This is a genomic window from Nocardia terrae, from assembly GCF_009760405.1.
In the GTDB taxonomy this organism is placed as follows: Bacteria; Actinomycetota; Actinomycetes; order Mycobacteriales; family Mycobacteriaceae; genus Nocardia; species Nocardia terrae.
In genome coordinates this window covers 369,993-393,103 of the sequence record NZ_WRPP01000005.1, presented here as the reverse complement: position 1 = coordinate 393,103, position 23,111 = coordinate 369,993, and the positions used below count along the sequence as shown (strand labels likewise).

The following is a 23,111-nucleotide window of genomic DNA, read 5'->3' as shown; positions in this document are numbered from 1 at the left end:
ATATATTGTCAGTTGTCAACATAAATATTGATGGGCGCTATGCCATAATTTGACGCATGAGCACGCAGACCAAACCCGAGCGGCCGCGCGGGCGTCCAAAGGTGTCGGATGCCATGCCGATCGAGGAGATCTTGGAGAAGGCCCTGGCGATGTTCGCGACCGTCGGCTACGACGGGATGTCGCTTCGAACGCTGAACAAGGAGCTGGGTGTCAGTCACAACCTGATCTATCAGCGATTCGGCACGAAGGACGAGCTGTGGCGAGCGGCTGTGGACTACGGGTTCGGCCGCATGCTGCAGCTGATCCAGGGGGTGTTCGATCCAACGCTGCGTGAGCCGCTCGAGCAGTTGCGTCTGGCCGTGCATCGGTACGTGATCTTCTCCGCGGAACACCCGGAACTGGTGGCGTTGATGAACATCGAGGGCCGTCAGGACACCGAGCGTCTGTCCTACGTGTACGACACCTACGTCGAGCCCGCGCTCGCGGGTGTGGCGCGATTGCTGGAGCACCTCGCCGACGAGGGGGTGATCCGCCCGATTCCGTTGCGCAGCTTTCATTTTCTGATCGCGCACGGTGCCACGGCGCCCTACAGCCTGTTGCCGTTCGCGACGAAATTCGACGCGACCTCACCCCTTGACCCCGCTGCGGTCGAGGAACACGCAGGGCTGGTCGCCGATCTGGTGGTCGAGGGCCTGCGGTTGCGTTAGCAGTCGGGCTGACTGTGCTATTGCCGGGTAACGGCGACGGGTCATCGACGGTGCAGCCGGTACCTCGATGTCGCGATCTGCCATGTCCTGAGTTCGACTCGCCACGCTGCCGTAATCGGCTGCGGGATCACCGCTGCGGCTACGCCCTTTCGCGGTGTGCCTCCGCCTCCGCAACGCTGTCTGCCTCTTCTGAATGGACTCCGCAATACTGATACTTCCATCAATTTTCTCTTGACAGCGAACCGCATCGTAACTGATGATTTGATCAACATCAGTTGTGGAGGCGGAGATGGCAAGCATCGACAAGGGCGTCGACACCGGGCGAACGGTCCGGGTCGGCGGGCGGCAGATCTACTTCATCGAGGCCGGTACCGGGCCCACGGTGGTGCTGCTGCACGGTGGCGGGCCCGGAGCATCCGGGGAGTCCAACTACTCGCGCAATATCGAGGCGCTGGCGCAGTGCTTCCACGTCATCGTGCCGGATATGCCGGGGTATGGGCGGTCGTCGAAGTGGATCGACCCTGCGGACCCGTTCGGTGATCTCGCCGGATCGGTGGGCGGGCTGCTGGACGAGCTCGGTATTGCCTCGGCGCATCTGATCGGCAACTCGTACGGTGGCGCGGCTGCGCTGCGGCTGGCGATGGACCGGCCGGACAAGGTGAATCGGCTGATCCTCATGGGACCGGGTGGGGTGGGTACCACCCGTGCACTGCCCACTGCGGGACTTCAGCAGCTGCTGAACTACTACTCGGGCAGTGGCCCGAGCCGGGAGAAGCTCACTCGGTTCATTCGTGAGTACCTGGTATTCGACGGCGCTTCGGTGCCCGAGGAGCTCATCGAGACCCGTTATCAGGCCAGCATCGATCCGGATGTGGTGGCGAATCCGCCGTTGCGGCGGCCGTCCGGTCCGCTGGCGCTGCGCACGCTGTGGCGCATGGACTTCACGCGCGACTCGCGGCTGCGCAAGGTCGAACAGCCGACACTGGTGGTCTGGGGGACCGACGACAAGGTCAACCGGCCCGAGGGTGGTCGGATGCTGGTCGAGGCCATGCCCAATTGCGATCTGTATCTGGCGGCCAACACCGGCCACTGGGTGCAGTGGGAGCGCGCGGAGCTGTTCAACACGCTGGCTACCGCATTTCTCGAGGCGAAGCCGTGAGCGAAGTTCGCCGTCCCCGTGCCGTCGATTCGGTCTTCGGTGCCGTGCATCTGGGATACATTGTCGTGCAATCGAATCGGCAGTCCGAGTGGCGTCGCTTCGGTGCCGACGCGATCGGGATGCACGTCGATACCCTCGACGGTGTCGGCCTGCGTTTCCGCCTCGATGACCACACCTGCCGGTTCCTGGTTCAACGTGGTCCCGCCGAGGACGTGACCGCGCTCGGCTGGCAGATCGATGATCACGAGATCTTCGACCGCATCATCGCCCGAGTCGCCGACCGCGGCGTGCCGATCGCCGAAGGCGCTGCAGAAGAAGCCGCTCTACGCGGTGTGGAGCGGTTGTGGCGCTTCGCTGGGCCGAAAGGTATGACGCAGGAGATCTTCACGGCGCCCGTCACCACACCCGAGCCGTTGCGGATGCGCAGCTCCGGCTGGGTGACCGGCGAGGCCGGCATGGGGCACGTGGCGATCGTCTCGCGCGAACCCGAGGCATTGCGCGGCTACTACGAGACCGTCTTCGACTCCCGATTGTCGGACTACATCGACGAGAACATCTCAGGGCTGAAGATGAAGATCAGGTTCCTGCGGGTCAACGAGCGCCACCATTCGATCGCCATCGCCAATCTGCGCGGCGTGAAGATTGATCCGATCCGAACTCGGGTGCAGCACATCAACATTCAGTCCGCGACTCTCGACGACATGCTCGCGTCCTATCAGCGAGTGAAGGAGCTGGGCTTCCGGATGGCGTGGTCGGTCGGCCAGCACACCAACGACCGCGAACTGTCCTACTACAGCATCACGCCGTCCGGCTTCGAACTCGAGGTCGGCTGGAATCCCATCGTGATCGGTCCCGAACTCGAATCCACTTGGGAGCCAACGACCTACCAGGGCATCAGCATCTGGGGCCACACCCCTGTGGGGGAGACCGTGCTGGACAAATTCGCCCAGTTCCGGCAGGCGCTACGCACGGTCCGGACGCCGGAGATCACCGTGCCCGAACTCACGGGAGGACGCATCCGATGAACACCGACTACGACGTGGTGGTCGTGGGCCTCGGCCCGACCGGATTGACACTCGCGAACCTGCTCGGCCGCCGCGGCATCAGCGTGCTCGTGCTGGAACGCGAGCCCGAGTACTACGGCCTTGCACGGGCGGTCTACACCGACGACGAGGGCATGCGCGTCTTCCAAACCGCAGGAGCCGCAGACGAACTCGCGGCGGACATGAACGTCGACTCCAGCGTGCAGTGGGTCCGCGCGGACGGCCGGGTGCTGATCCAGTTCCGCCAGACCGAGCGGCCCCTGGGCTGGCCGGTGGTGAACTTCCTGTACCAGCCGTACCTGGAGAGCACCCTCGAACGCGCGCTGGACCGGTACCCGCACGCGACAGTGCGCCGTGGCCGGGAGGTCGTCGACTTCAGCCAGACCGCGGACGCGGTCACCGTGGTGCACGCCGAATGCCGCGGCACCGGCTATGGGAAGCACACGCCCAGCACCGATCCGGACACCGCCGAGCGGGTGCGCGCGAAGTTCCTGGTCGGCTGCGACGGCGGCCGCAGTGTGGTGCGCACCCAGCTGGGAATCGATATGACCGGCATCAGTTTCCCGGAACGCTGGCTGGTGGTGGATCTGAAGGCCCGCGACGGCGTGGACGCGTTCCGTCATCTGCCGTACTTCGACTTCGTGTGTGATCCCGCGCTGCCGATCGTGTCGTGTCCGCAGCCGGACGGGCATCACCGCTTCGAGTTCATGCTCAACGAATCGCAGTCGAAGGAGGAGATGGAGGATCCGGAGACGGTGCGGCGTCACATCTCTCGCTACGTCGACCCGGACGAGGTCGAGGTGCTGCGCAAACTCGTCTACACCTTCAACGCGGTCATCGCCGACCGCTGGCGGGTCGGACGTGTCCTCATCGCCGGTGACGCCGCGCACATGACCCCGCAGTTCGTCGGCCAGGGTATGAACTCCGGTGTGCGCGATGCCGACAATCTGTCGTGGAAGCTGACCGCGATCATCGAACACGGCGCCGACGAGACGATCCTGGACAGCTACGAGTCCGAACGCCGCCCACACGCCAAGGCCATGATCGACTTCTCGGTGTTCAACAAGGCGCTGGTGTCCATCGATAACAAGCTGGCCGCGGCCGCCCGGGATCTCGCGCTCACCACCGCGCTGCGGCTGCCGGGCCTGGGCGGCTGGATCCGCGCCGCGAAAATGAAGCCCGCGCCGCGCTTCCGCCGCAACGCCTACGTCGGCCTGCCCCGGCGCGGATGGCGTGGAGCCGAAGGCACCCTCACCCCACAGCCGCAGGTGCGCACCTACGACGGTCACCACCGCCGCTTCGATGACGTTCTGGGCCTGGGTTTCTCGGTGATCGGCTCCGGCGTCGACCCGCGTGTTGCGTTGGCCGCCGACGATGTGGCGGCGCTGCGGGCCCTCGGCGCTCGTTTCGTCACTGTCTATCCGTCGGGTGGACGGCCGCAGGGCAAGCCTGGCGACGGCCGCCACGCAGGTACCGACTACGCCGATGTGGAAGACCACACCGGCGCGTTGACCCGCTGGTTCGCCCGGGCGGGCATCGGGAACGGTGGTCTGCTCCTGGTGCGTCCGGACCGATATGTCTTCGGCGGCGCGCCCGCGGGCCGCGGCGGCGCGCTGGTCGCCGAATTGTTCCGGCAGCTAGGGATTTCCGCACCGACCCTCATCGCGGTATCGGCTCCGGCCGGATCTGATCAGGTACCGCCCGCCGTGGGTACCGAACCCCATCTGGAGGAGGCCCTGTGACCGCGACCTCGACCGACTCGCCGCGTGTGCGAACGGCTGCCGAACGATTGTCCGCAGCCGTGCGCTCGGGACTTCCGACCACCCCGGTCCGCGATCTCATCGGGCCCGATGACGTCGCCTTGGCCTATGCGGTGCAGCGCATCGGCATCGACGATCGCCTTTCCACGGGTGCGCGGATCGTAGGCCGCAAGATCGGGTTGACCTCCCCGGCGGTGCAGCAACAACTCGGCGTGAACCAGCCGGATTTCGGTGTGCTGTTCGGCGATATGAATGTCTCCGAAACCGTTGTGGCGCAGCGACCGCGACTGCTGCAGCCCAAGGTAGAGGCCGAACTGGCCTTCGTGCTGAGCGCCGATCTGGACGGCGATCAGCTGGACGCGGTGAGCGTGCGCGGGGCGGTCGCTTGGGCAGCGGCCGCGCTGGAGATCGTCGACAGCCGGATCGCCGACTGGGACATCAGTTTCGCCGACACCGTCGCCGACAACGCTTCCAGCGGATGGTTCGTGCTCGGCCCCGAGCGGCTGTCGCTCACCGAGTTCGAACCCCGCGAAATCTCCATGAACATGGCAATCGATGGCGAGATCGTCTCCACGGGAACAGGTTCGGCCTGTCTCGGCGATCCGCTCGAGGCCCTGTCCTGGCTGGCTCGCACCGCCCGCGACTTCGGCGATCCGCTGCGCGCCGGGGAGATCGTGCTGTCGGGAGCGCTCGGACCGATGGCACCGCTGCGCACCGGTGCCCGGGTTCGTTCCGAACTATTCAGCGGCGCAAGCACACTCGGCACCGTCGACTTCACTTTGGAGGAACAATGAGCCGCCGCACCAAGGTCGCCGTCATCGGCTCGGGCAATATCGGCACCGATCTGATGATCAAGGTCCTTCGCCACTCCGACACGCTCGACATGGCCGCCATGGTCGGCATCGACCCGGCCTCCGATGGCCTGGCCCGCGCCGACCGTATGGGGGTGCCGACGACCGCGAAGGGGGTCGAAGGGCTCATCGCCATGCCACACTTCGACGAGATCGAGATCGTATTCGACGCGACATCGGCCGGCGCGCATCGCGCCAACGCCGCCGCGCTCGAACCGTACGGCAAACGGCTGATCGACCTGACTCCGGCCGCCATCGGCCCGTTCGTCGTGCCCGCCGTCAATATCGACCAGCACCTGGACGCGCCCAACGTCAACATGGTGACCTGCGGGGGACAGGCCACCATCCCGATCGTCGCCGCCATCGCCCGTGTCGCCGCCGTGCCCTACGCCGAGATCGTCGCCTCCATCGCCTCGAAATCGGCGGGGCCGGGAACCCGCGCCAATATCGACGAATTCACCGAAACCACCTCGCACGCCATCGAAGCCGTCGGCGGCGCGACCAGCGGGCGGGCCATCATCATTCTGAATCCGGCCGAGCCGCCCCTGATCATGCGCGACACAGTGCTGGCGCTGATCGGTGACCCCGACCCGGTAACCCATGCCGCAGTGCGAGATTCGATCGAGGCGATGATCGCGGAGGTCGCGGCCTACGTGCCTGGCTATCGCCTCAAACAGGCTGTGCAGATCGCGCCGATCGACCCTGAATCTGTGCGCACCCTGGCGGGTGGCGCGGTTGTCACCCACCAGGTTTCGGTGTTCCTCGAAGTCGAGGGCGCCGCACACTATCTGCCCGCCTACGCCGGGAACCTCGACATCATGACCTCGGCTGCCGTGCGGGTGGCCGAACGCATGGCCGCTACCACCTCGGAGAGTGTCCGATGACCGAAGTCTTCCTCCAGGATGTGACGCTGCGGGACGGGATGCATGCCCTGCGTCATCGCATCACGCCGAAAACCGTTGCCGCCGTTGCCGCCGCGTTGGATGCCGCCGGAATCGACGCCGTGGAGGTCGCCCACGGCGACGGCCTGAACGGCGGCAGCCTGACCTACGGCGCGGGCAGCCACACCGACTGGGAGTGGATCGAAGCGGCGGCGGGCGCGCTCACCCACGCTCGGCTGACGACCTTGCTGCTGCCCGGTATCGGCACCATCGATGATCTGGGCCGCGCCTACGATCTCGGTGTCCGGTCGGTGCGGATCGCGACTCACTGCACCGAGGCCGATATCGCCGCCCAGCACATCGCCCACGCCCGGGAACTGGGCATGGATGTGTCCGGCTTCCTCATGATGAGCCACATGAACACCCCGGCCGGTCTCGCGAGCCAGGCGAAGCTCATGGAATCGTATGGCGCACACTGCGTTTACGTCACCGATTCGGGTGGCCGGCTCACCATGAGCGGCGTGCGGGAACGGGTCCGGGCCTATCGCGACGTTTTGCATCCGACCACCGAGATCGGGATCCACGCGCACCAGAATCTGTCACTGTCCGTGGCCAACAGCGTGGTCGCGGTGGAAGAGGGCGCGATCCGGGTCGACGCGTCGCTGGCGGGTCTCGGTGCGGGAGCCGGCAATACGCCGCTGGAGGCATTCGTGGCGGTCGCCGACCTCAGCGGCTGGAAACACCGGGCGGACTTGAACCGGCTGACCGATGCCGCCGACGATCTGATCCGTCCGCTACTGGATCGACCCGTTCAGGTCGACCGCGAGACGCTGACCCTCGGCTACGCCGGGGTGTATTCGAGCTTCCTGCGCCACGCCGAAAGGGCCTCCGCCACTTACGGAGTGGACGTCCGCGACCTGCTGACCGAGGCCGGTCGCCGCGGGTTGGTGGGCGGGCAGGAGGACATGATCGTCGACATCGCGCTCGACTGGATCGGCGGCAGGGCCGGGTGAGATCAGGATTCGGGAAGTTGGGGCAGATCCGGCAGCGGATTGCTCACCAGCTTCTGTGCGGCGTGCTTGTTCATGCCGAACATGCGCAGCACGTGGAAGGTCATCTCGTCGGTGCGCGCGTCGGCGTCCGCGTCGGGCTGTGCGTCCAGCAGTTGCAGCAGACCGAGCAGGGCGCCGCCGGCGGCCATGATCGCCATGTCCGCGTCCATCGGCTCGAAGCGTCCCGCTTCCTGAGCCGCGAGGATGTCTCGTCGGGCACGTGGGGCCAGACCCTCCTCGCGCAGCAGGATCGACATGCCGGAATGCAGGATCACCCGCACCAGTTCCGGCATCCGTCGCTGCAGTCGCCCGGTCATCCGGAAGCTGACGGCGAACACTTCGGCCGGGTCATCGTAGAGCTGGACGATGCCGTCGCGCATCTCGGCATAGACCTGCAGCGCCGAGCGCACAGCCTCGTCGAACAGCTGTTCCTTCGATTCGAAGTGGTTGTAGAAGGACCCGAAGCCGACATCGGCCGCGTCGGTGATCTCTTGAATGCTGACCGCGGAACGCCCCTCCGACAGGAACTTCCGCGCCGCACCGAGCAGTGCGTTGCGAGTGCGCTCGCGCCGTCGGTCGATGCGGGTCCGAGTCGCGGGTTCCGCTGTCATGGTCTCACTTCCGGTCGAAAACGGTATGCGAATCATATCTGACAAATCCATCAGACACGATTTCGACCTGCCTCCTGCAGTCCTCCTACCCGGAAAGCGATGAACGAAGTGCGCGAATCCTTCCCGCAACGTCCCGCAATGTTCAACCGCCGCCGCGTTCTGGGCGGCGTTGTCGCCGGTGCACTCGGTGCTGCGGCCACCACTGCCGCCCTGCCGATCGAGCCGGCGGTTCCCGCCCACGCCCAACAGCCCGCGCCGACCGGCACCTATCGCATCGATGTCCACGCGCATTTCCTGCCGCCGGATTACCGGGCCGCGCTGCTCGAGCATGGACATCTCACCATCGGCGGCTACCCGACACCGGATTGGTCGCCGGAGGCTGCGATCGGGTTCATGGACTTCTACGGCATTCAGGCTCAAGCCTTGTCCGTATCGGACCCGGGTGTGTCGTTTCTCTCCGGCAAGGAAGCCAACGATATGGCCCGCTACTGCAATACCTATGCGGCTGGACTGTTCAAGTCGAACCCGACCCGGTTCGGGGCGTTTGCGGTACTGCCGATGCCTGACATCCTTGCTTCCATCGAGGAGGCAATCTACGCCCTGGACGTGCTGCGTCTGGATGGCGTGATTCTGCTGTCTGCTTACAACGGTGTCTACCTGGGCGATCCGCGCTTCGAGCCGCTGATGGTCGCACTGGACCAGCGCAAGGCCTACGTCTTCGTGCACCCCGCCGCGATCCCGGACAATGCGAAACCTCAACTGCCGCTGCCGGATTTCCTCGAGGAGTTCACCTTCGACACCACCCGGGCCGCCACCATGATGATGGTGACCGGAGTGACCCAGCGTTACCCGAACATCAGATTCCAACTCGCGCACGCAGGCGGCACCCTGCCGTTCCTGTCCCACCGGATCAGCGTGGCCTCTCAGACGGTCCTCGGGCAGTTGTGGCCCGAGAACCTGCCGAAGCCTTCGGTGCTCGACATCCAGCATCAGATCTCGAACTTCTATGTCGACACCGCGCTGAGCGGATCCGCAGCCGCCATGGCGAGTGTTCTGGCGGTCATGAGCCGCGACCATATATCGTTCGGTTCGGACTGGCCCTTCAGCGCACTCACACTGCCGCAGTCCGGAAACCCTGATCCCGCCCCCGGACTCAGCGAAATCTTCGACGCGGACCAGCGATGGGAAGTCGAACGAATCAACCCGCTGCGGCAACTGCCACGCCTGGCCGCGGCGGTCGCCTCATAACCGGCCGAGCGCTCGCCGGACAAGTAGACCAGAGAGAGGCATCGGCATGAGCCGCGCACACCGCATCGATACCCACCAGCACATCGTTCCGCCGCGCTACGCGGAGTGGATGCATGCCAAGGGGATCCGCCCCGGCGGCATCGACCTGCCCTCCTGGTCGGAGTCGGCGGCGCTGGAATTCATGGACGGCCACGGCATTCAGACCGGGATCCTGTCGCTGTCCACGCCCGGTGTCTACTTCGGCGACATCGCTGAGGCGCGGGGCTGGGCGCGGGAGATCAACGAATACAGTGCGGATCTGGTGCGGCGGCAGCCGGACCGCTTCGGGTTCTTCGCGACCCTCACTCTGCCGGACGTGGAGGGCGCGCTCGCCGAAGCCGCATATGCCCTCGACGTGCTGCACGCCGACGGAATCGTGCTGCTCGCCAACAATGACGGCCGCTACCTGGGCGATCCCGGATTCGAGCCCCTGCTGCAGTTCCTGCACGAGCGCGGGGTCGTGGTGTTCATCCACCCCGGCGAACTACCCGCCGAGCCGGTACCCGGCATCCCGACGTTCACCGCCGACTTCCTGCTGGACACCACCCGCACCGCGATCAGCCTCGTCCTCTCCGGAGCAATGACGAAGTATCCGGGTATCAAATTCATCCTCGCCCACGCCGGCGGATTCGTCCCCTACATCGCCTACCGCATCTTCCTGACCATGTTCGCGGCCAATACAGCTGTACCCCAGGTCGAATCGGACTCGAACCCGGTCGCGGGGCACATGGCTCTCCTGAAGCAGTTCTACTATGACATCGCGCTATCGAGCAGCCCGACGGCCCTGCCGAGCCTGCTGGCGGTCGCCGAACCCGACCACATCACCTACGGCAGCGACTTCCCCTTCGCCCCGCCGGCGGCGATCTCTTTCCTCAACAACGAGTTTGAGAACTACCCCCTCGACGACTCCCTCCGCGCCGCCGTCGACCGCGGCAACTGTGAGACGCTCTTCCCGCGCCTGAAGATCTGAGCGCGATGTCCGCAGCGAACCGGCACGCATCGCACAGCTCCGAATCCTTCTAGTCGTCGTCCGGATACTCGGCGAGCTTTCTTGCGGCGATTCGCTGAACAAGCAGCGGAACGAAATCTCGGATAGGGCAGCCGTCGAACTTCCGGAGAGCTTCGTCGACGGTGATCGCTACAACTGTCTCCGGGATTCGTGGATTGCAATCGGCCAACAGTTGACTGACTATCCGGATTTCCTGCGCCTCATCGATATCCATACCCTATCCTCGGCAGCAATGTTCCCGCAGTCAATACTGTGATCGAGTTCAGTGTGGAATCGGTGCGGCCACATCTCCCGGATATCGTACTGTAGCTGCTATTTCGGAGAAATCTTGCGATCGAATCCCTTTAATGTGTCGAGCTGCCAAGCATTTGCAGAGTGCTACACGTGAGAGTGAGCGAATAGTCGGCTAACCAAAGATCGCGGAGGCCTGTGCTGGAATCACTTTCGACGACCGCGATCCGCGTCGCCAGCCTCCATGACACGAGAATGCCATCGGATTCGGCGAGAGCTTACGGTCACCGGCTCAGCCGAGGCGGGTGACGGGTTTGGCGGTGGACAGGTCGCGTTCGATGCCGCGGGCTGCGGTGTGCAGATGGGGGATGAGGTTGGTGCGGATGTCGTCGAGGCTGCGGCGGGAAGCATGGGTGGAGACATTGACTGCCGCGACCACGGCTCCGGAGGTGTCGTGGATCGGGACTGCGACGGAGCGGAGTCCTTCCTCGAGCTCCTGATCGACGAGGGAATAGCCTTGTGCGCGTACGGTTTGCAGTTCGACGCGCAGAGCGGCCGGGTCGGTGATGGTGTTGGCGGTGAATCGTTGCAGCGGGGTGGTGCGCAGGTAGGCGTCGAGGTCGCGGGCGGGGAGTCCGGCCAGCAGGACGTGACCCATGGAGGTGGCGTAGGCGGGGAAGCGGGTGCCGATGTTGATGCTGACGGTCATGATGCGGGAGGCCGCGACGCGGGAGACGTAGACGACATCCTGGCCATCCAGGACCGAGACGGAGCTGGATTCGTGTACCTGCGCGGAGAGCTGTTCCAGGTGGGGTTGTGCCACTTCGGGCAGGGTCATGCTGGACAGGTAGGAGTAGCCGAGTTCGAGCACCTTGGCGGTGAGTGAGAAGTGCTTGCCGTCGGTGCGGACGTAGCCGAGGTCGGTGAGGGTGAGCAGGAAGCGGCGGGCCGCGGCGCGGGTGAGGCCGGTCTCGCGGGCGACATCGGACAGCGTCAACTGTGGGGTGCGGGCGCTGAATGCCTTGATGACCGCGAGCCCGCGTTCGAGCGATTGCACGTAGTGGGTGCCGCGTGTGGTGTCGTCGACCTGACTGTCGAGTTCCCCCATGGCTATTCGTCCTCCTCGACCGATGGCTGCCGTGCCGCGTTCTGCCCGAGGTCGGCCAGCACCTGCTGCCCGATCGCGAAGGCGGCGTTGGCGGCCGGCACTCCGGCGTAGGCGCCGGTGTGCAGCAGCACCTCGGCGATCTCCGCCGCGCTGAGACCGTTACCGAGCGCGGCGCGCACGTGCATGGCGATCTCCTCGTGCCGCCCGAGGGCGGTGAGCACCGCAAGGGTAACGCAACTGCGGGTGCGCCTATCCAATCCGGGCCGCGTCCAGATCGATCCCCACACGGACTCGGTGATGTACTCCTGGAACGGCCGGGTGAACTCGGTGGTGCGTGCGACGGCCCGGTCGACGTGGGCGTCGCCGAGGACCTCGCGGCGTACTGCCATGCCTGCTGCGGCGCGGTCGGTCACGGATTCTCCTTCAGGTGGGCGAGGATCAGGGCATCGACGGTATCGGAGGCTTCGACGCTGGCCAGATGAGCACCGGGGCTGACGATTTCGAGCCGGGCGCCGGTGACGGCTTCGGCGATGCTCCGGCCGTGGTCGGGCGGGCTGGCCGGGTCCTCGGCACCGGCGATCACCAGCGTCGGGGCGGTGATGCGTGGCAGCGCCGCCGCGATGTCCATGGTTTCGATTGCGGCGCAACATGATGCGTACCCCTCGCCGGACTGGGACGCGATCATGTCGGCGAAGAAGCGGGCGCGCTCGGGCTGGTCGGCGAGCCACCGGGGAGTGAACCAGCGCCGCAGTGAGCTCTCCGCGACCGGTCGCATGCCTTCGGCTCGCACGAGGCGGGCGCGCTCGGCCCAAGCGTTCGGCGGCAGTGCCGCCGACGTGCAGCACAGGGTGAGGGTCCGAAGCCGGTGCTGCGCATGCTCACCCACCCACATGCCGGCCATGCCGCCCAGTGACAGGCCGACCCAGTGCGCGCGCCGGATATCGAGGCGGTCCAGCAGCGCGAGGGCATCGGCGGCCAGGTCAGCGAGGGTATACGGGCCCGGCGGTACGGGGGATCCGCCGTGGCCGCGATGGTCGTAGCGCACCACGCGATACCCGGCCGCGGTCAGCGCCGCCAGCTGCGGCTCCCACATGCGCAGGTCGCTGCCGATGGAGCCGCTGAGCAGCACCGGATCACCATCGTCGGGACCGTCGATCGTGTAATTCACCGGAATACTCACTGCGACCGGCCTTTCCACGTCGCCAAAGCTCGCTCGACGAACTCGGCGGCCGAGCCCGTATACCGGTCGGGGGTGAGCAGTTCGTCGATCCGGGCCCGGGAGAGGTACTTCGCGATCTGCGGATCGGCCGCCAGGATATCGGCGAGCTCGCCGCCCCCGGCGAGTGCGGCGCGGCAGCATGCCGTCACCACCGCTCCGGCCTGTTGCCGGCCGAGATCGCCGCTGGATGCTGAAACCAGCTCGATGGCGACGTTTTCCGCGAGCAGCAGGCCGCCGGTGAGGTCCAGGTTGACGCGCATGCGGTCGGGTTCCACTCGCAGGCGTTCGAGGCTGGTGCGCAGCCAGTGCACGGCGGAGCCGGTGGTGCGGAGCAGTTCGAGGTACGGCCGCCATTCGGCGTGCCAGGCGCCGGCGGCCCGCTGGTGTTCGTGGATCGCCGCGGTGAGCAGGTTCGCCACCAATCCCGGTGCCTGGCTTGCGGATCCGGATGCCAGGACGGCGGCGACCGGATTGCGTTTGTGGGGCATGGTGGAGGAGCCGCCGGTGCCGGGCGGTCCCTGTTCCCAGACCTCGCCGACCTCGGTCTGAGCGAGCAGGGTGATATCGCGGGCGATCTTGGCCACGGCCGCGCAGGTCTGGCCGAGCGCCCCGGCGATCTCGGTGATACGGCTGCGTTCGGTGTGCCAGGGCGTGACGGGCTCGGCCAGGCCGAGGCGCCGCGCGACACCGCTGAGGATCGTGAGACCGTCATCGCCCAGGGCGGCCAGTGTTCCGACCGCGCCGCCGAGCTGAACCGCCAGCCGTTCCCGGCGCAACTGCTCGAGCCGGTCCGAGGCCGCGAGCAGGCCGTCGAGCCATCCGGCCGCGGTCAGTCCGAACGTCACCGGGGGCGCCTGCTGCAGCAGACTCCGCCCGGCCATGACCGTGCCGGTGTGGGTTTCGGCCAGCCTGGCCAACTGCTCGGCGCAGGCGCGCAGATCCCCGTCCAGCGCGGACAGGGCGTGCGCGGTGACCAGCATGGTGGCGGTGTCGATGACGTCCTGGCTGGTCGCGCCCAGGTGTACGTATCCGGCGGCCTCCGGCGTCACCCGCGCGGTGAGCGCGCGGACCAGTGGCCCGGCCGGATTGCCGATTCCGACCGCCTGCGCGCCGATCGCGGCGACGTCGTAATGCGCTGCATCGCATTGGGTTTCGATCGCATCGGCGGCTTCGCCGGGAATCAGCCCGGCCTCGGCGGAGGCCCGCGCCAGCGCACCCTCGAAGTCCAGCATGGCCTGTACCCAGGCGCGGTCGCCGAGGTGCTCGGCGACCGGACCGGCGGCGAGCACGCTGTCGAACAGCCGGTCAGACATCGAAGAACACCGTCTCGCCGTCGCCCTGCAGCCGTACGTCGAATGTGTAGCCGTCGTCGGATCGCTCGGCTATCAGTGTGTTTCGCCGCTGCTGCGGCAGCGCGGCCAGGACCGGGTCGGTGCGATGCGTTTCGGTGTGCTCGGGAAAGTAGATGCGGGTGACGACGCGGTGGAACAGCCCGCGCGCGAACACCGAGACATCGATGTGTGGCGCCTGGATGTCGTCCACCGCCCCGGGAACAACCGTGTAGACGGAGTATTCGCCACCACGGGTGTCACTGCGGGCGAAGCCGCGGAACTCGGGGCGCACCTCGCGGCCGTCGTCGGGGTGCGCGAAATGCCCGTCCGGGTCGGCCTGCCAGATCTCGACCATCGCGTCGTCGATCACCTCGCCCTGACCGTCGAGTACCCGCCCGCGGATCCAGCAGCCTCCCGGTGTGCCCAGTGGCACGGCATACGGTCCGTCGTACCAGGTCAGCCCGATGTGCAGATAGGGGCCGACGGTCTGGGAAGGGGTGCTGGGCAAGCTAGATGTCATCGTCGTCCTCGTCGTCCTCGAAAGGTGTGGCATCGTGGCCGCGCAACACGATGTCGAACTCGAAGGCCAGTGCCCACCCCGGCCGGGTGCGTTCGTAGTCGAAGCGGCTGATCAGCAGTTGCCGCCCCGCCTCGGGCACGGCGTTGAAGATGGGGTCCTGGAAGAACAGCGGGTCGCCCGGAAAATACATCTGCGTGACCAGTCGCTGGGTGAAGGCGCGGCCGAAGACCGAGAAATGGATGTGCGCGGGCCGCCAGGCATTGTGGTGATTGCGCCACGGATATGCGCCCGGCTTGATGGTGATGAACTCGTAGCGGCCCGCGCTGTCGGTGAGAACGCGCCCTACCCCGTCGAAGTTCGGGTCGAGCGGGCTGTCCCAGCGGTCGCGGTCGTGGCGGTAGCGGCCGCCCGCATTGGCCTGCCAGATCTCGATGAGGGCATCGGGAATCGGACGGCCGTCGCCGTCGAGGAGCCGGCCGTGCACGACGATGCGCTGCCCCTGTGGTGCGGCGCGGTGCTGGGCGGTCAGGTCGTGGTCGTTGCTGCCGAGGCGGCCCTCACCCAGGACGGGTCCGGTCAGCTCGGTCAGCCGCTGCGGGAGCAACACCAGTGGCTGCTTTGGATGCCGCAGTCCGGTGGACAGGTAGTCCGGCGAATTCAGCGGTGGATGTGTGCCTTCCGGATCGCGGCGATAGCCGGTCAGGATCGGGATTGTCATGCTGTTGCCTCCAGAACCACGGCGAGCCCTTGGCCGACGCCGATGCACAGTGCGGCCAGCCCCCAGCGGCTGCCGCTGCGCCGCATTTCGCGGGCGAGTTGATTGACGATGCGTCCACCGGAGGCGCCGAGCGGATGCCCGATGGCCAGGGCGCCGCCGTTGACGTTGACGATGTCCGGGTCCAGATACGGCCAGTCGGCCAGGCAGGCCAGCGATTGCGCGGCGAAGGCTTCGTTGAGTTCCACGGCGCCGAGGTCGTCCCACCCGATTCCGGCGCGCCGCAGGGCGATTCGCGCCGCCTCGACCGGACCGAGCCCGAACACCTCCGGATCCACCCCCGCCGCGCCCCGACCCGCGATGCGCGCCAGTGGCGCGAAACCGATGCGGTCGGCGAGTCTTTCGTCGCCGAGCAGCAGCGCGGACGCGCCGTCGCTGAGCGGTGAGGCGTTGCCCGCGGTGACCGAGCCGTCGGGACGGAACGATGGCTTCAGCCGTGCGAGGGTTTCGACGGTCGTGCCGGGACGCAGGGGTTCGTCGCGCGTGAGCTGCGTCCCGGGCACGGGGATGACATGGTCGTCGTAGAAGCCGTTGTCCCACGCCTTCGCGGTGAGCTGGTGGCTGCGCGCGGCGAATTCGTCCTGTGCTGTGCGGTCGATTCCGTAACGGGTCGCGAGGATCTCGGTGCTTTCGCCGAGCGATACCGTCCACCGTGTCGGCATGGCGGGATTGGCCAGTCGCCACCCCAGCGTCGTGGAGTGCAGTGTCTCGTTGCCCGCCGGAAAACCCTTGGCGGGCTTGGGCACGACCCACGGTGCGCGGCTCATGGATTCCACGCCGCCCACGACAACGGTTGCGGCGTCCCCGGTTTCGATCAGACGCGAGCCTTGCATGGCGGCGTCCAGGCTGGAACCACAGAGTCGGTTCACAGTGCTACCCGTCACGGCGGTGGGCCACCCTGCCAGGAGCGCGGCCATGCGCGCGACATTGCGATTGTCCTCACCGGCCTGGTTGGCGGCGCCCAGCACCACCTCGTCCACGGTCGCCGGATCCAGCCCGGTGCGGTCGGCGAGCACCCGCAGCACGTGCGCGGCGAGATCGTCGGGACGCGCTCCGCTCAGCGCGCCGCCGTAGCGGCCGAAGGGGGTCCGGATGCCGTCGTAGAGGAAGGCGCCGGTCATGACGCCGCCCGCAGTCGGCGCAGGGCGGACAGTTCCGCGTCGGTCGGCGGCGCGGTGGTCTGCAGATCCGGTGCCACGTGCAGGTTCCAGCCGGTCGCCGCGCGTACCTGCTCGACGGAGATGCCCGGGTGCACCGCGACCAGGACCAGTTCGCCGGTCTCGTCCGGCCGCAGTACGCCGAGGTCGGTGATCACCAGAGTCGGTCCCGCGCCACGCAATCCGAGTGCATGGCGTTCGCCGTTGCCGCGGCCGTGGCCGAGCGAGGTGATGAAATCGACCCGGTCGACGAAGGCCCGGCGTGACTGCCGCACGACGACGAACACCTCGCCGCAGGAGGCCGCGATCTCCGGCGCGCCGCCGGCGCCGGGCAGCCGGATCGCCGGGTGCGCGTAGTCGTCGCCGATGACGGTGGTGTTGATATTGCCGTACTTGTCGATTTGTGCCGCGCCGAGGAATCCGATGTCGATGCGCCCGGGCTGCAGCCAGTAGTTGAAGACCTCCGGCACGGAGATCACCGCGTCGGCGGTTTCGGCGAGGATGCCGTCGCCGATGGAGGCGGGCAGCCGGTCCGGCTTGGATCCCAGCGTGCCCGATTCGTAGATGAGCACCAGTCCGGGGGCGTGGGTGGTGCGGGCGAGATTGGCCGCGGTGGAGGGCAGCCCGATGCCGACGAAGCAGCGGGCGCCGTCGTGCAGTGTCCGGGCGGCGGCGACCGCCATCATCTCATCGGCCGTGTACTCGGATTCGGTTGCGGCGGTCAGGCTTTGGGTGAGGGTCATGCCAGGCTCCCGGCGGTCGGGGTGTACACGGTGTCGGCGAGCCAGCGGGCGAAGGCGTCACGATCACGGCTGATGGCGTCCCAGGCCGTGTAATAGTCGTTGTCGCGTTCGCTGTAGCCCTGCGCGTAGGAGGGATGCGCGCCGCCGGGTACCTCGGCGACGGCGGTGACCGCCCAGGCGGGCAGGACGATCGCGCCCGGCATCGGGGTCAGCTCGTCGACGATCTCCTCGACGGTGACCAGGCTGCGCCGGGCCGCGAGGACGGCTTCCTTCTGCACTCCGAGCAGTCCCCACAGTTGCACATTCCCGTGCCGGTCGGCGCGCTGGGCGTGGATGACGGTGACGTCGGGGGTGAGCGCGGGCACCGCGGCGAGCTGCTCGCCGGTGAACGGGCAGGTGATGGGTTTGATGCTGTCGGTGACCGTCGGCAGATCGGTGCCGATGTAGCCGCGCAGCACCGCGAACGGCAGTCCGGACGCCCCCGCGACATAGCGGTTGGCCATGCCCGCGTGACTGTGCTCCTCGATCTCGAGGGCCACCGGCCAGGCGTGCTGTACGGCGTCGCGGAACCGGTGCAGGGACCCGACGCCCGGGTTGCCGCCCCAGGAGAACACGAGCTTGCGGGCGCATCCCGCGCCGATCATCTGGTCGTAGACGATGTCGGGCGTCATGCGCACCAGGGTCAGGTCGCGGCGGCGCTGGCGGATGATCTCGTGTCCGGCGGCTACCGGGATCAGATGGGTGAACCCTTCGAGGGCGACCGTGTCGCCGTCATGTACGAGCTCGGCCACCGCCTGCGCCAAGGGCGAAATCTTGGCCACACTCACTCCTTCGGTGAAATCTGTTGCTGTCGTGTGGAATTCGAATCAGGGGATTCGTATCGGGCAGAGTGGATCAGTCGAGCCGGATCCAGCACTTGCCGGGCGTGGTGCGCACCGCCTCGAAGGCGCGCGCGGCCTCGGCGAGTGGGAATTCGGCCTGCAGGACCCGACTGGGGGAGAGGCCGCCGTCGAGCAGGGCGGCGGTGTCGGCGAAGTCGGTGGGGTGGTCGTAGATGAGCGAGCCGAGCAGGCGCAGCTGGCGGTAGACGATGTCGAAGCTCGACACTCCCAGCGGTTCGGCATTGATCCCGATCAGCATGGCCGTACCGCCTGGGGCGAGGCGGGCCAGAGCGGGTGGCAGCGCCGCGGCCACGCCGGAGGTCTCGAACAGGAAGCGGAAACCGCTGTCAGATTCCGCCGCCGCGGTCGCACCGAGCGTCTCGGCGAGTATCCGCCGCCCCTCATGCGGCTCGATCACATGCGGTTTGACGCCCGCGTCGACGAGCAGTTCGCACAGGAACAAGCCCTGGGAGCCGGTGCCGACCACGAGGCAGCTGTCGCCGGCGGTGATGCCCGAGCGGCGGATGGCGGCGCGCGCCACCGTCAGCGGTTCGGCGCAGACGAGGTCTGCCAGTTCCACGTGCGGGGCCACCGGAAAGGCGAAATCCGCGGGGACGGCTACGAATTCGGCGAGGACGCCGGGTGCGTTGATGCCGAGGATGATCCGGTTCGGACAGGCGGAGGTGAACCCGGCACGGCACGGCTCGCACTGCAGGCAGCAGTAGTTCGGCTCGATCGCGACCTGTTCGCCGATTCTTTGATCGTCGACCTCCGCGCCGACGGCGACGATATCGCCGACGCCTTCGTGTCCGAGGATCCACGGCAGGTCGGGTACCGCGCGGTGGCCGCGGTACACCGACAGGTCCGAGCCGCATAGTCCGACCCCGCGCATGCGCACCAGGACCTCGCGTGGTCCGCAAGTCGGGTCGGGCACGTCGATGACCGAGATCCGCTCCGGTGCAATGAGAGTCGCTGCCTTCATGCCGTCTCCTAATATGTGCGCTATGCGAACATGTGGTTGCTATACGCACATCGTAGGCTTCTCGGGCTGGTGACTCAAGTCGCTTTTCGGCATCCTCTGTATCGCTTGACCAGTTTTGACCCGGAATTGCCCAGCATGGTCGGCTGATTGACAGTGACTCGGATCACCCCCTACCCTGTGTCTACATTACGCACAAGTGTTCGCATAGCGAACATTCGTCAAAGTTTGGAATCGCTTGTGACTGCACGCTCCATCGCCACCGTCTGCCTGTCCGGCACTCTCGAGGACAAGCTGTCCGCCGCCGCGGCGGCCGGCTTCGACGGCATCGAGGTGTTCGAGAACGACCTGATCGCGAGCCCGCTGAGCCCATCGCAGGTGCGGCGGCGCTGCGCGGACCTGGGCCTGTCGATCGACCTCTATCAACCGATGCGCGACATCGAGGCCGTCCCGCGGCAGGATTTCGAGGCGAATCTGCGCCGGGCAGCACGCAAGTTCGATCTCATGACCGAGCTCGGAACCGACACCGTGCTGGTTTGCTCCTCGGTCGCCCCACAGGCCATGGATGATGACGAACTCGCCGCGGAACAGCTGCGAGTCCTAGCCGGGCACGCGGCCGACCGCGGGCTGCGCGTCGCCTACGAGGCCCTCGCGTGGGGACGGCACGTCAACACCTGGGAACACTCCTGGCGCATCGTCGACATCGCCGATCACCCGGCACTCGGCCTGTGCCTGGACAGCTTCCACATCCTGTCCCGCACCGATGACGCGTCGGGGATCGCGAAACTCCCCGGTGACCGGATCTTCTTCCTGCAGTTGGCCGATGCCCCGCGACTGGCCATGGACGTGCTGCAATGGAGTCGCCACTACCGGTTGTTCCCGGGCCAGGGCGCGTTCGATCTGCCCGCTTTCCTGGGCCATGTGCTCGATGCCGGATACCGCGGGCCGCTCTCGCTCGAAGTCTTCAACGACGTCTTCCGCCAAGCAGATCCGCATCGGGCCGCGCGCGATGCCATGCGCTCACTGCTGTGGCTGGAAGAGGCGCATGCCCTCCGGTCGGGGCGTGCCGAGATCGCGCGGCCACCGGCTCCGCCGCAGCTGCTCGGGCACGCGTTCACCGAACTCGCCGTCGGCGGCGCGGCCGCCGGAACCATCGCGGAAACCCTGACGGCCATGGGTTTCACACACACCGGGACGCATCGGACCAAACCGGTACAGCTGTGGCAGCAGGGGCGGGCGCGGATACTGCTGAACGGCACCATCACCGACCACCACCACCCCGACCTCGCGGAGATCGGTGCTTTCGCCGTGGAAAGCGACGATCCCGGGCGGTCGGCCGCCCGTGCCGACGCCATGCTCGCGCCGATCCTGCCCCGTGCACATGCTCCCGCCGAGGCCGACCTTGCCCACATCGGTGCACCGGACGGGTCCTCGATCTTCTTCTGCCGCACCGGTTCCGACGGCTGGCTCGGTGACTTCACCCCGACCCGAACCGGTTTCGAACTCACGGCCGAAACGCACTCGCCTGTAGGGCTCACCGGCATCGACCACCTCGGCCTGGCCCAGCCCTTCGACTACTTCGACGAAGCCGCGCTGTTCTATCGCGCCGCCCTCGGCCTGGACCTCGAGGATGAGACCCAGTACGCCGCGCCCTACGGGCTGGTGCGCGACCGCACCGTGCGTAATGACACCGAAACTCTACGTATAGTGCTGAGTTCCACGCTGCTACGCCGCGGCTCCTGGGCGCCCGGCGTGCCCGATCCACAGCACGTGGCATTCGAGACCGGTGATATCTTCGCCACCGCGACCGAGTTGCGGCGCCGCGGCGCGCCGATGCTGGACATCCCGGCGAACTACTACGCCGACCTCGACGCCCGAATCGGATTTCCCGCACCTGAACTCGGCTGCATGGCCGCCCTCGGCATCATGTACGACCGCGATGACCACGGCGAGTTTTACCACCTCTACACCGAACTGCTCGGCAGCCGCGTCTTCTTCGAAATCGTCCAGCGCGTCGGCGGCTACCGCGGCTTCGGCGCGGTCAACGCACCGGTCCGCATGAGCGCCCACCGCGCTCGCCGCCTCACCCTCCACCCCAATTCCTGAGCGTCATCGTCGACCCGAAAGAAAGATCAGCAGTGAGTACCTCGACCCCACCCTCATCGACAGCGCCCAAGACTCCCCGCAAGGCCGCGGCCAGCGGCTGGATCGGCAGCGCCCTCGAGTACTACGACTTCTTCGTGTATGCCCAGGCTGCCGCCCTGGTCTTCCCGAACATCTTCTTTCCCAAGGGGAATCCGACAATCGGCATTCTGGTCTCATTGGCGACCTTCGGCGTAGGCTACGTCGCCCGGCCGGTAGGGGCGTTCGTGCTCGGCCACTGGGGTGACCGGCGCGGCCGCAAGAACGTGCTCGTGCTCTGCATGATAGTGATGGGCCTATCCACGTTCCTGGTGGCCCTGTTGCCCACCTATCACTCGGTCGGCTATCTGGCCCCGGTACTGCTGGTGGTCTTGCGGCTCATCCAGGGCTTCGCGGTAGGCGGCGAAATGTCGGGGGCCAGCGCCATGATCGTCGAGCACGCGCCGTTCGGTCGGCGCGGATTCTTCGCCAGCTTCACCCTGCAAGGCACACAGGCCGGGCAACTGCTGGCCGCCGCCGCGTTCCTGCCGATGGCGGCGCTGCTCCCGGCCGACGCCTTCCAAAGCTGGGGCTGGCGAATCCCGTTCCTGCTCAGCTTTTTCGTGCTGCTCGCCGGCTACCTGATCCGCCGCGGGGTCGACGAGACGCCGGCCTTCCAAGCCCAGCAGGACCAACCAGAAGCGGTGAAGGCCCCGATCGTCGAGGCGGTACGCGACAGCGGCTCCAACATGCTGCGCGTGGTGTGCATGGCACTGATGAACGCCATCCCCACCGCCGCCACAGTCTTCGGCGCCACCTACGCCACCAACGCCAGCTACGGCGTCGGCATGAGCAAGACCGGCTTCCTATGGATCTCCGTGGTCGGCAATGCCGTCGCGGTTCTGCTGATTCCGTTCGTCGGCGATCTGTCCGACCGAATCGGCCGCCGTCCGTGCATCATCGTCGGTTCGCTCGGCTCGGGCGCGTTGTCCTTCGCCTACCTCTGGGCGATCAGCCAGAACAATCTGGCCCTGACCTTCGTACTGGCAATTCTCATGTGGGGCTTGGTCTATCAGGGCTACAACGCCGTCTTCCCTGCTTTCTACCAAGAGCTGTTCCCCACTCGCACCCGTGTCACCGGCTTCGCGGTCTCGCAGAATATCGGCACCATGATCACCGCGTTCCTGCCGACCGTTTACGCCCTCGTCGCACCGCCACATGCGAACGTGCCGCTCATCGTCGGTGCCTTCACCTTCGGTTGCGCGGCACTCGCGGCCATCGCCGCCTTCACGGCCCCTGAAACCTACCGCGTCCCGCTCGAGGACCTCGGCACCGCGACTGCGAAATCCGTTCCGTACGAGGAATATCGACGCCTCCGCGCCGGAGTCGTCGCCGTCTGAGCGACCACGGCGACGCATTGCCATTGAACCCGGCCGCCCGAATCCGGGTTCAATGGCCACGGCGATTTCGCCGATCCGGCCATAGTCGGCCCAGCCTGGCTCATTTTGCCCAGATTGCTCATCCCGCCCGGGCGATCTGCGAGATCGTCCAGCCCCGTGCCCGCAGGGCACTGATTTCCACACCTTCCTCCATGTCGACATGCAAAAGCGGGGCCTCCTCTAATCATGTGTGCTGGTCAGGCGTGGTTACCGCCAGAACGCGCACGGCGGAGCCACGCGGACGAAT

General features: G+C 66.9%; 23 protein-coding genes. 11 read left to right on the top strand and 12 right to left on the bottom strand.

Annotation, left to right across the window (positions count from 1 at the left end):
* Nucleotides 1–56 precede the first annotated feature (56 nt).
* The 7 genes from GPX89_RS25935 (at nucleotide 57) to dmpG (ending at nucleotide 7,414) form a co-directional block, all read left to right on the top strand.
* Complete coding sequence (locus GPX89_RS25935; RefSeq protein WP_157390255.1) at nucleotides 57–707, top strand: TetR/AcrR family transcriptional regulator; 651 nt, start codon at nucleotides 57–59, stop codon at nucleotides 705–707.
* Nucleotides 708–996: 289 nt separating this feature from the next.
* Nucleotides 997–1,866 carry an alpha/beta fold hydrolase gene (locus GPX89_RS25930; RefSeq protein ID WP_157390254.1) on the top strand — a complete coding sequence of 290 codons (870 nt, stop codon included), beginning with the start codon at nucleotides 997–999 and terminating at the stop codon, nucleotides 1,864–1,866.
* A complete protein-coding gene (locus GPX89_RS25925; RefSeq protein WP_328602329.1) occupies nucleotides 1,863–2,891 on the top strand; it encodes a VOC family protein in 1,029 nt (342 codons plus the stop codon). The genes GPX89_RS25930 and GPX89_RS25925 overlap by 4 nt, the downstream gene beginning before the upstream one ends.
* Nucleotides 2,888–4,651, top strand: coding sequence for a bifunctional 3-(3-hydroxy-phenyl)propionate/3-hydroxycinnamic acid hydroxylase MhpA (mhpA, locus tag GPX89_RS25920; RefSeq protein WP_157390253.1), 1,764 nt, complete (start codon nucleotides 2,888–2,890; stop codon nucleotides 4,649–4,651). The genes GPX89_RS25925 and mhpA overlap by 4 nt, the downstream gene beginning before the upstream one ends.
* On the top strand, nucleotides 4,648–5,463 hold the full coding sequence (locus GPX89_RS25915; protein WP_328602328.1) for a 2-keto-4-pentenoate hydratase: 816 nt from the start codon (nucleotides 4,648–4,650) through the stop codon (nucleotides 5,461–5,463). Before mhpA ends, GPX89_RS25915 begins: the two co-directional genes overlap by 4 nt.
* Nucleotides 5,460–6,404, top strand: coding sequence for an acetaldehyde dehydrogenase (acetylating) (locus GPX89_RS25910; RefSeq protein WP_157390252.1), 945 nt, complete (start codon nucleotides 5,460–5,462; stop codon nucleotides 6,402–6,404). The genes GPX89_RS25915 and GPX89_RS25910 overlap by 4 nt, the downstream gene beginning before the upstream one ends.
* On the top strand, nucleotides 6,401–7,414 hold the full coding sequence (gene dmpG, locus GPX89_RS25905; protein WP_157390251.1) for a 4-hydroxy-2-oxovalerate aldolase: 1,014 nt from the start codon (nucleotides 6,401–6,403) through the stop codon (nucleotides 7,412–7,414). Before GPX89_RS25910 ends, dmpG begins: the two co-directional genes overlap by 4 nt.
* Nucleotides 7,415–7,416: 2 nt before the next feature.
* Here the strand turns inward: dmpG and GPX89_RS25900 are convergent, their stop codons facing one another.
* Nucleotides 7,417–8,064, bottom strand: a complete 648-nt coding sequence (locus GPX89_RS25900) for a TetR/AcrR family transcriptional regulator (RefSeq protein ID WP_198347592.1) — start codon at nucleotides 8,062–8,064, stop codon at nucleotides 7,417–7,419.
* A gap of 99 nt (nucleotides 8,065–8,163) precedes the next feature.
* On the opposite strand from GPX89_RS25900, the gene GPX89_RS25895 reads away from it, so the two are divergent.
* Entirely contained in the window at nucleotides 8,164–9,312 is a 1,149-nt protein-coding gene (locus GPX89_RS25895; protein ID WP_235948001.1) for an amidohydrolase family protein, read from the top strand.
* Between the two features lie 46 nt (nucleotides 9,313–9,358).
* The gene (locus GPX89_RS25890) at nucleotides 9,359–10,321 is read left to right on the top strand and encodes an amidohydrolase family protein (protein ID WP_157390250.1); all 963 of its coding nucleotides are present in this window, start codon (nucleotides 9,359–9,361) and stop codon (nucleotides 10,319–10,321) included.
* A gap of 49 nt (nucleotides 10,322–10,370) precedes the next feature.
* Here the strand turns inward: GPX89_RS25890 and GPX89_RS25885 are convergent, their stop codons facing one another.
* From GPX89_RS25885 to GPX89_RS25835, 11 genes are all read right to left on the bottom strand, one after another.
* On the bottom strand, nucleotides 10,371–10,574 hold the full coding sequence (locus GPX89_RS25885) for a three-helix bundle dimerization domain-containing protein (RefSeq protein ID WP_157390249.1): 204 nt from the start codon (nucleotides 10,572–10,574) through the stop codon (nucleotides 10,371–10,373).
* A gap of 309 nt (nucleotides 10,575–10,883) precedes the next feature.
* On the bottom strand, nucleotides 10,884–11,699 hold the full coding sequence (locus tag GPX89_RS25880) for an IclR family transcriptional regulator (protein ID WP_157390248.1): 816 nt from the start codon (nucleotides 11,697–11,699) through the stop codon (nucleotides 10,884–10,886).
* A gap of 2 nt (nucleotides 11,700–11,701) precedes the next feature.
* Nucleotides 11,702–12,112 (bottom strand): 4-carboxymuconolactone decarboxylase, encoded by a 411-nt coding sequence (gene pcaC, locus GPX89_RS25875; RefSeq protein WP_328602327.1) that lies wholly within the window; start codon nucleotides 12,110–12,112, stop codon nucleotides 11,702–11,704.
* A complete protein-coding gene (pcaD, locus tag GPX89_RS25870; protein ID WP_328602326.1) occupies nucleotides 12,109–12,879 on the bottom strand; it encodes a 3-oxoadipate enol-lactonase in 771 nt (256 codons plus the stop codon). The genes pcaC and pcaD overlap by 4 nt, the downstream gene beginning before the upstream one ends.
* The gene (pcaB, locus tag GPX89_RS44805) at nucleotides 12,876–14,231 is read right to left on the bottom strand and encodes a 3-carboxy-cis,cis-muconate cycloisomerase (RefSeq protein WP_157390246.1); all 1,356 of its coding nucleotides are present in this window, start codon (nucleotides 14,229–14,231) and stop codon (nucleotides 12,876–12,878) included. Before pcaB ends, pcaD begins: the two co-directional genes overlap by 4 nt.
* Nucleotides 14,224–14,769 (bottom strand): protocatechuate 3,4-dioxygenase subunit alpha, encoded by a 546-nt coding sequence (gene pcaG / locus GPX89_RS25860; protein ID WP_157390245.1) that lies wholly within the window; start codon nucleotides 14,767–14,769, stop codon nucleotides 14,224–14,226. The genes pcaB and pcaG overlap by 8 nt, the downstream gene beginning before the upstream one ends.
* The gene (gene pcaH, locus GPX89_RS25855; protein WP_157390244.1) at nucleotides 14,759–15,487 is read right to left on the bottom strand and encodes a protocatechuate 3,4-dioxygenase subunit beta; all 729 of its coding nucleotides are present in this window, start codon (nucleotides 15,485–15,487) and stop codon (nucleotides 14,759–14,761) included. The genes pcaG and pcaH overlap by 11 nt, the downstream gene beginning before the upstream one ends.
* Nucleotides 15,484–16,665 carry a thiolase family protein gene (locus tag GPX89_RS25850; RefSeq protein ID WP_157390243.1) on the bottom strand — a complete coding sequence of 394 codons (1,182 nt, stop codon included), beginning with the start codon at nucleotides 16,663–16,665 and terminating at the stop codon, nucleotides 15,484–15,486. The genes pcaH and GPX89_RS25850 overlap by 4 nt, the downstream gene beginning before the upstream one ends.
* Complete coding sequence (locus GPX89_RS25845; RefSeq protein WP_157390242.1) at nucleotides 16,662–17,444, bottom strand: CoA-transferase subunit beta; 783 nt, start codon at nucleotides 17,442–17,444, stop codon at nucleotides 16,662–16,664. Before GPX89_RS25845 ends, GPX89_RS25850 begins: the two co-directional genes overlap by 4 nt.
* A complete protein-coding gene (locus tag GPX89_RS25840; RefSeq protein ID WP_328602325.1) occupies nucleotides 17,441–18,265 on the bottom strand; it encodes a CoA transferase subunit A in 825 nt (274 codons plus the stop codon). Before GPX89_RS25840 ends, GPX89_RS25845 begins: the two co-directional genes overlap by 4 nt.
* 73 nt (nucleotides 18,266–18,338) lie before the next feature.
* Nucleotides 18,339–19,307: a zinc-dependent alcohol dehydrogenase gene (locus tag GPX89_RS25835; RefSeq protein WP_157390241.1), complete on the bottom strand. Its 969-nt coding sequence runs from the start codon at nucleotides 19,305–19,307 to the stop codon at nucleotides 18,339–18,341.
* A 237-nt stretch (nucleotides 19,308–19,544) separates the two neighbouring features.
* On the opposite strand from GPX89_RS25835, the gene GPX89_RS25830 reads away from it, so the two are divergent.
* The gene (locus GPX89_RS25830; RefSeq protein WP_328602324.1) at nucleotides 19,545–21,410 is read left to right on the top strand and encodes a bifunctional sugar phosphate isomerase/epimerase/4-hydroxyphenylpyruvate dioxygenase family protein; all 1,866 of its coding nucleotides are present in this window, start codon (nucleotides 19,545–19,547) and stop codon (nucleotides 21,408–21,410) included.
* 32 nt (nucleotides 21,411–21,442) lie between these two features.
* Nucleotides 21,443–22,825, top strand: coding sequence for an MFS transporter (locus tag GPX89_RS25825; protein ID WP_328602323.1), 1,383 nt, complete (start codon nucleotides 21,443–21,445; stop codon nucleotides 22,823–22,825).
* The last annotated feature ends 286 nt before the right edge of the window (nucleotides 22,826–23,111 follow it).

Coding starts and splice junctions, on each gene's coding strand:
- pcaB (WP_157390246.1), bottom strand. CDS start 14,231: ATGTCTGACCGGCTGTTCGACAGCGTGCTCGCCGCCGGTCCGGTCGCC.
- GPX89_RS25850 (WP_157390243.1), bottom strand. CDS start 16,665: ATGACCGGCGCCTTCCTCTACGACGGCATCCGGACCCCCTTCGGCCGC.
- GPX89_RS25885 (WP_157390249.1), bottom strand. CDS start 10,574: ATGGATATCGATGAGGCGCAGGAAATCCGGATAGTCAGTCAACTGTTG.
- GPX89_RS25930 (WP_157390254.1), top strand. CDS start 997: ATGGCAAGCATCGACAAGGGCGTCGACACCGGGCGAACGGTCCGGGTC.
- GPX89_RS25890 (WP_157390250.1), top strand. CDS start 9,359: ATGAGCCGCGCACACCGCATCGATACCCACCAGCACATCGTTCCGCCG.
- mhpA (WP_157390253.1), top strand. CDS start 2,888: ATGAACACCGACTACGACGTGGTGGTCGTGGGCCTCGGCCCGACCGGA.
- pcaG (WP_157390245.1), bottom strand. CDS start 14,769: ATGACATCTAGCTTGCCCAGCACCCCTTCCCAGACCGTCGGCCCCTAT.
- pcaH (WP_157390244.1), bottom strand. CDS start 15,487: ATGACAATCCCGATCCTGACCGGCTATCGCCGCGATCCGGAAGGCACA.
- GPX89_RS25935 (WP_157390255.1), top strand. CDS start 57: ATGAGCACGCAGACCAAACCCGAGCGGCCGCGCGGGCGTCCAAAGGTG.
- GPX89_RS25900 (WP_198347592.1), bottom strand. CDS start 8,064: ATGACAGCGGAACCCGCGACTCGGACCCGCATCGACCGACGGCGCGAG.
- GPX89_RS25835 (WP_157390241.1), bottom strand. CDS start 19,307: ATGAAGGCAGCGACTCTCATTGCACCGGAGCGGATCTCGGTCATCGAC.
- GPX89_RS25880 (WP_157390248.1), bottom strand. CDS start 11,699: ATGGGGGAACTCGACAGTCAGGTCGACGACACCACACGCGGCACCCAC.
- dmpG (WP_157390251.1), top strand. CDS start 6,401: ATGACCGAAGTCTTCCTCCAGGATGTGACGCTGCGGGACGGGATGCAT.
- GPX89_RS25910 (WP_157390252.1), top strand. CDS start 5,460: ATGAGCCGCCGCACCAAGGTCGCCGTCATCGGCTCGGGCAATATCGGC.
- GPX89_RS25845 (WP_157390242.1), bottom strand. CDS start 17,444: ATGACCCTCACCCAAAGCCTGACCGCCGCAACCGAATCCGAGTACACG.
- GPX89_RS25895 (WP_235948001.1), top strand. CDS start 8,164: ATGAACGAAGTGCGCGAATCCTTCCCGCAACGTCCCGCAATGTTCAAC.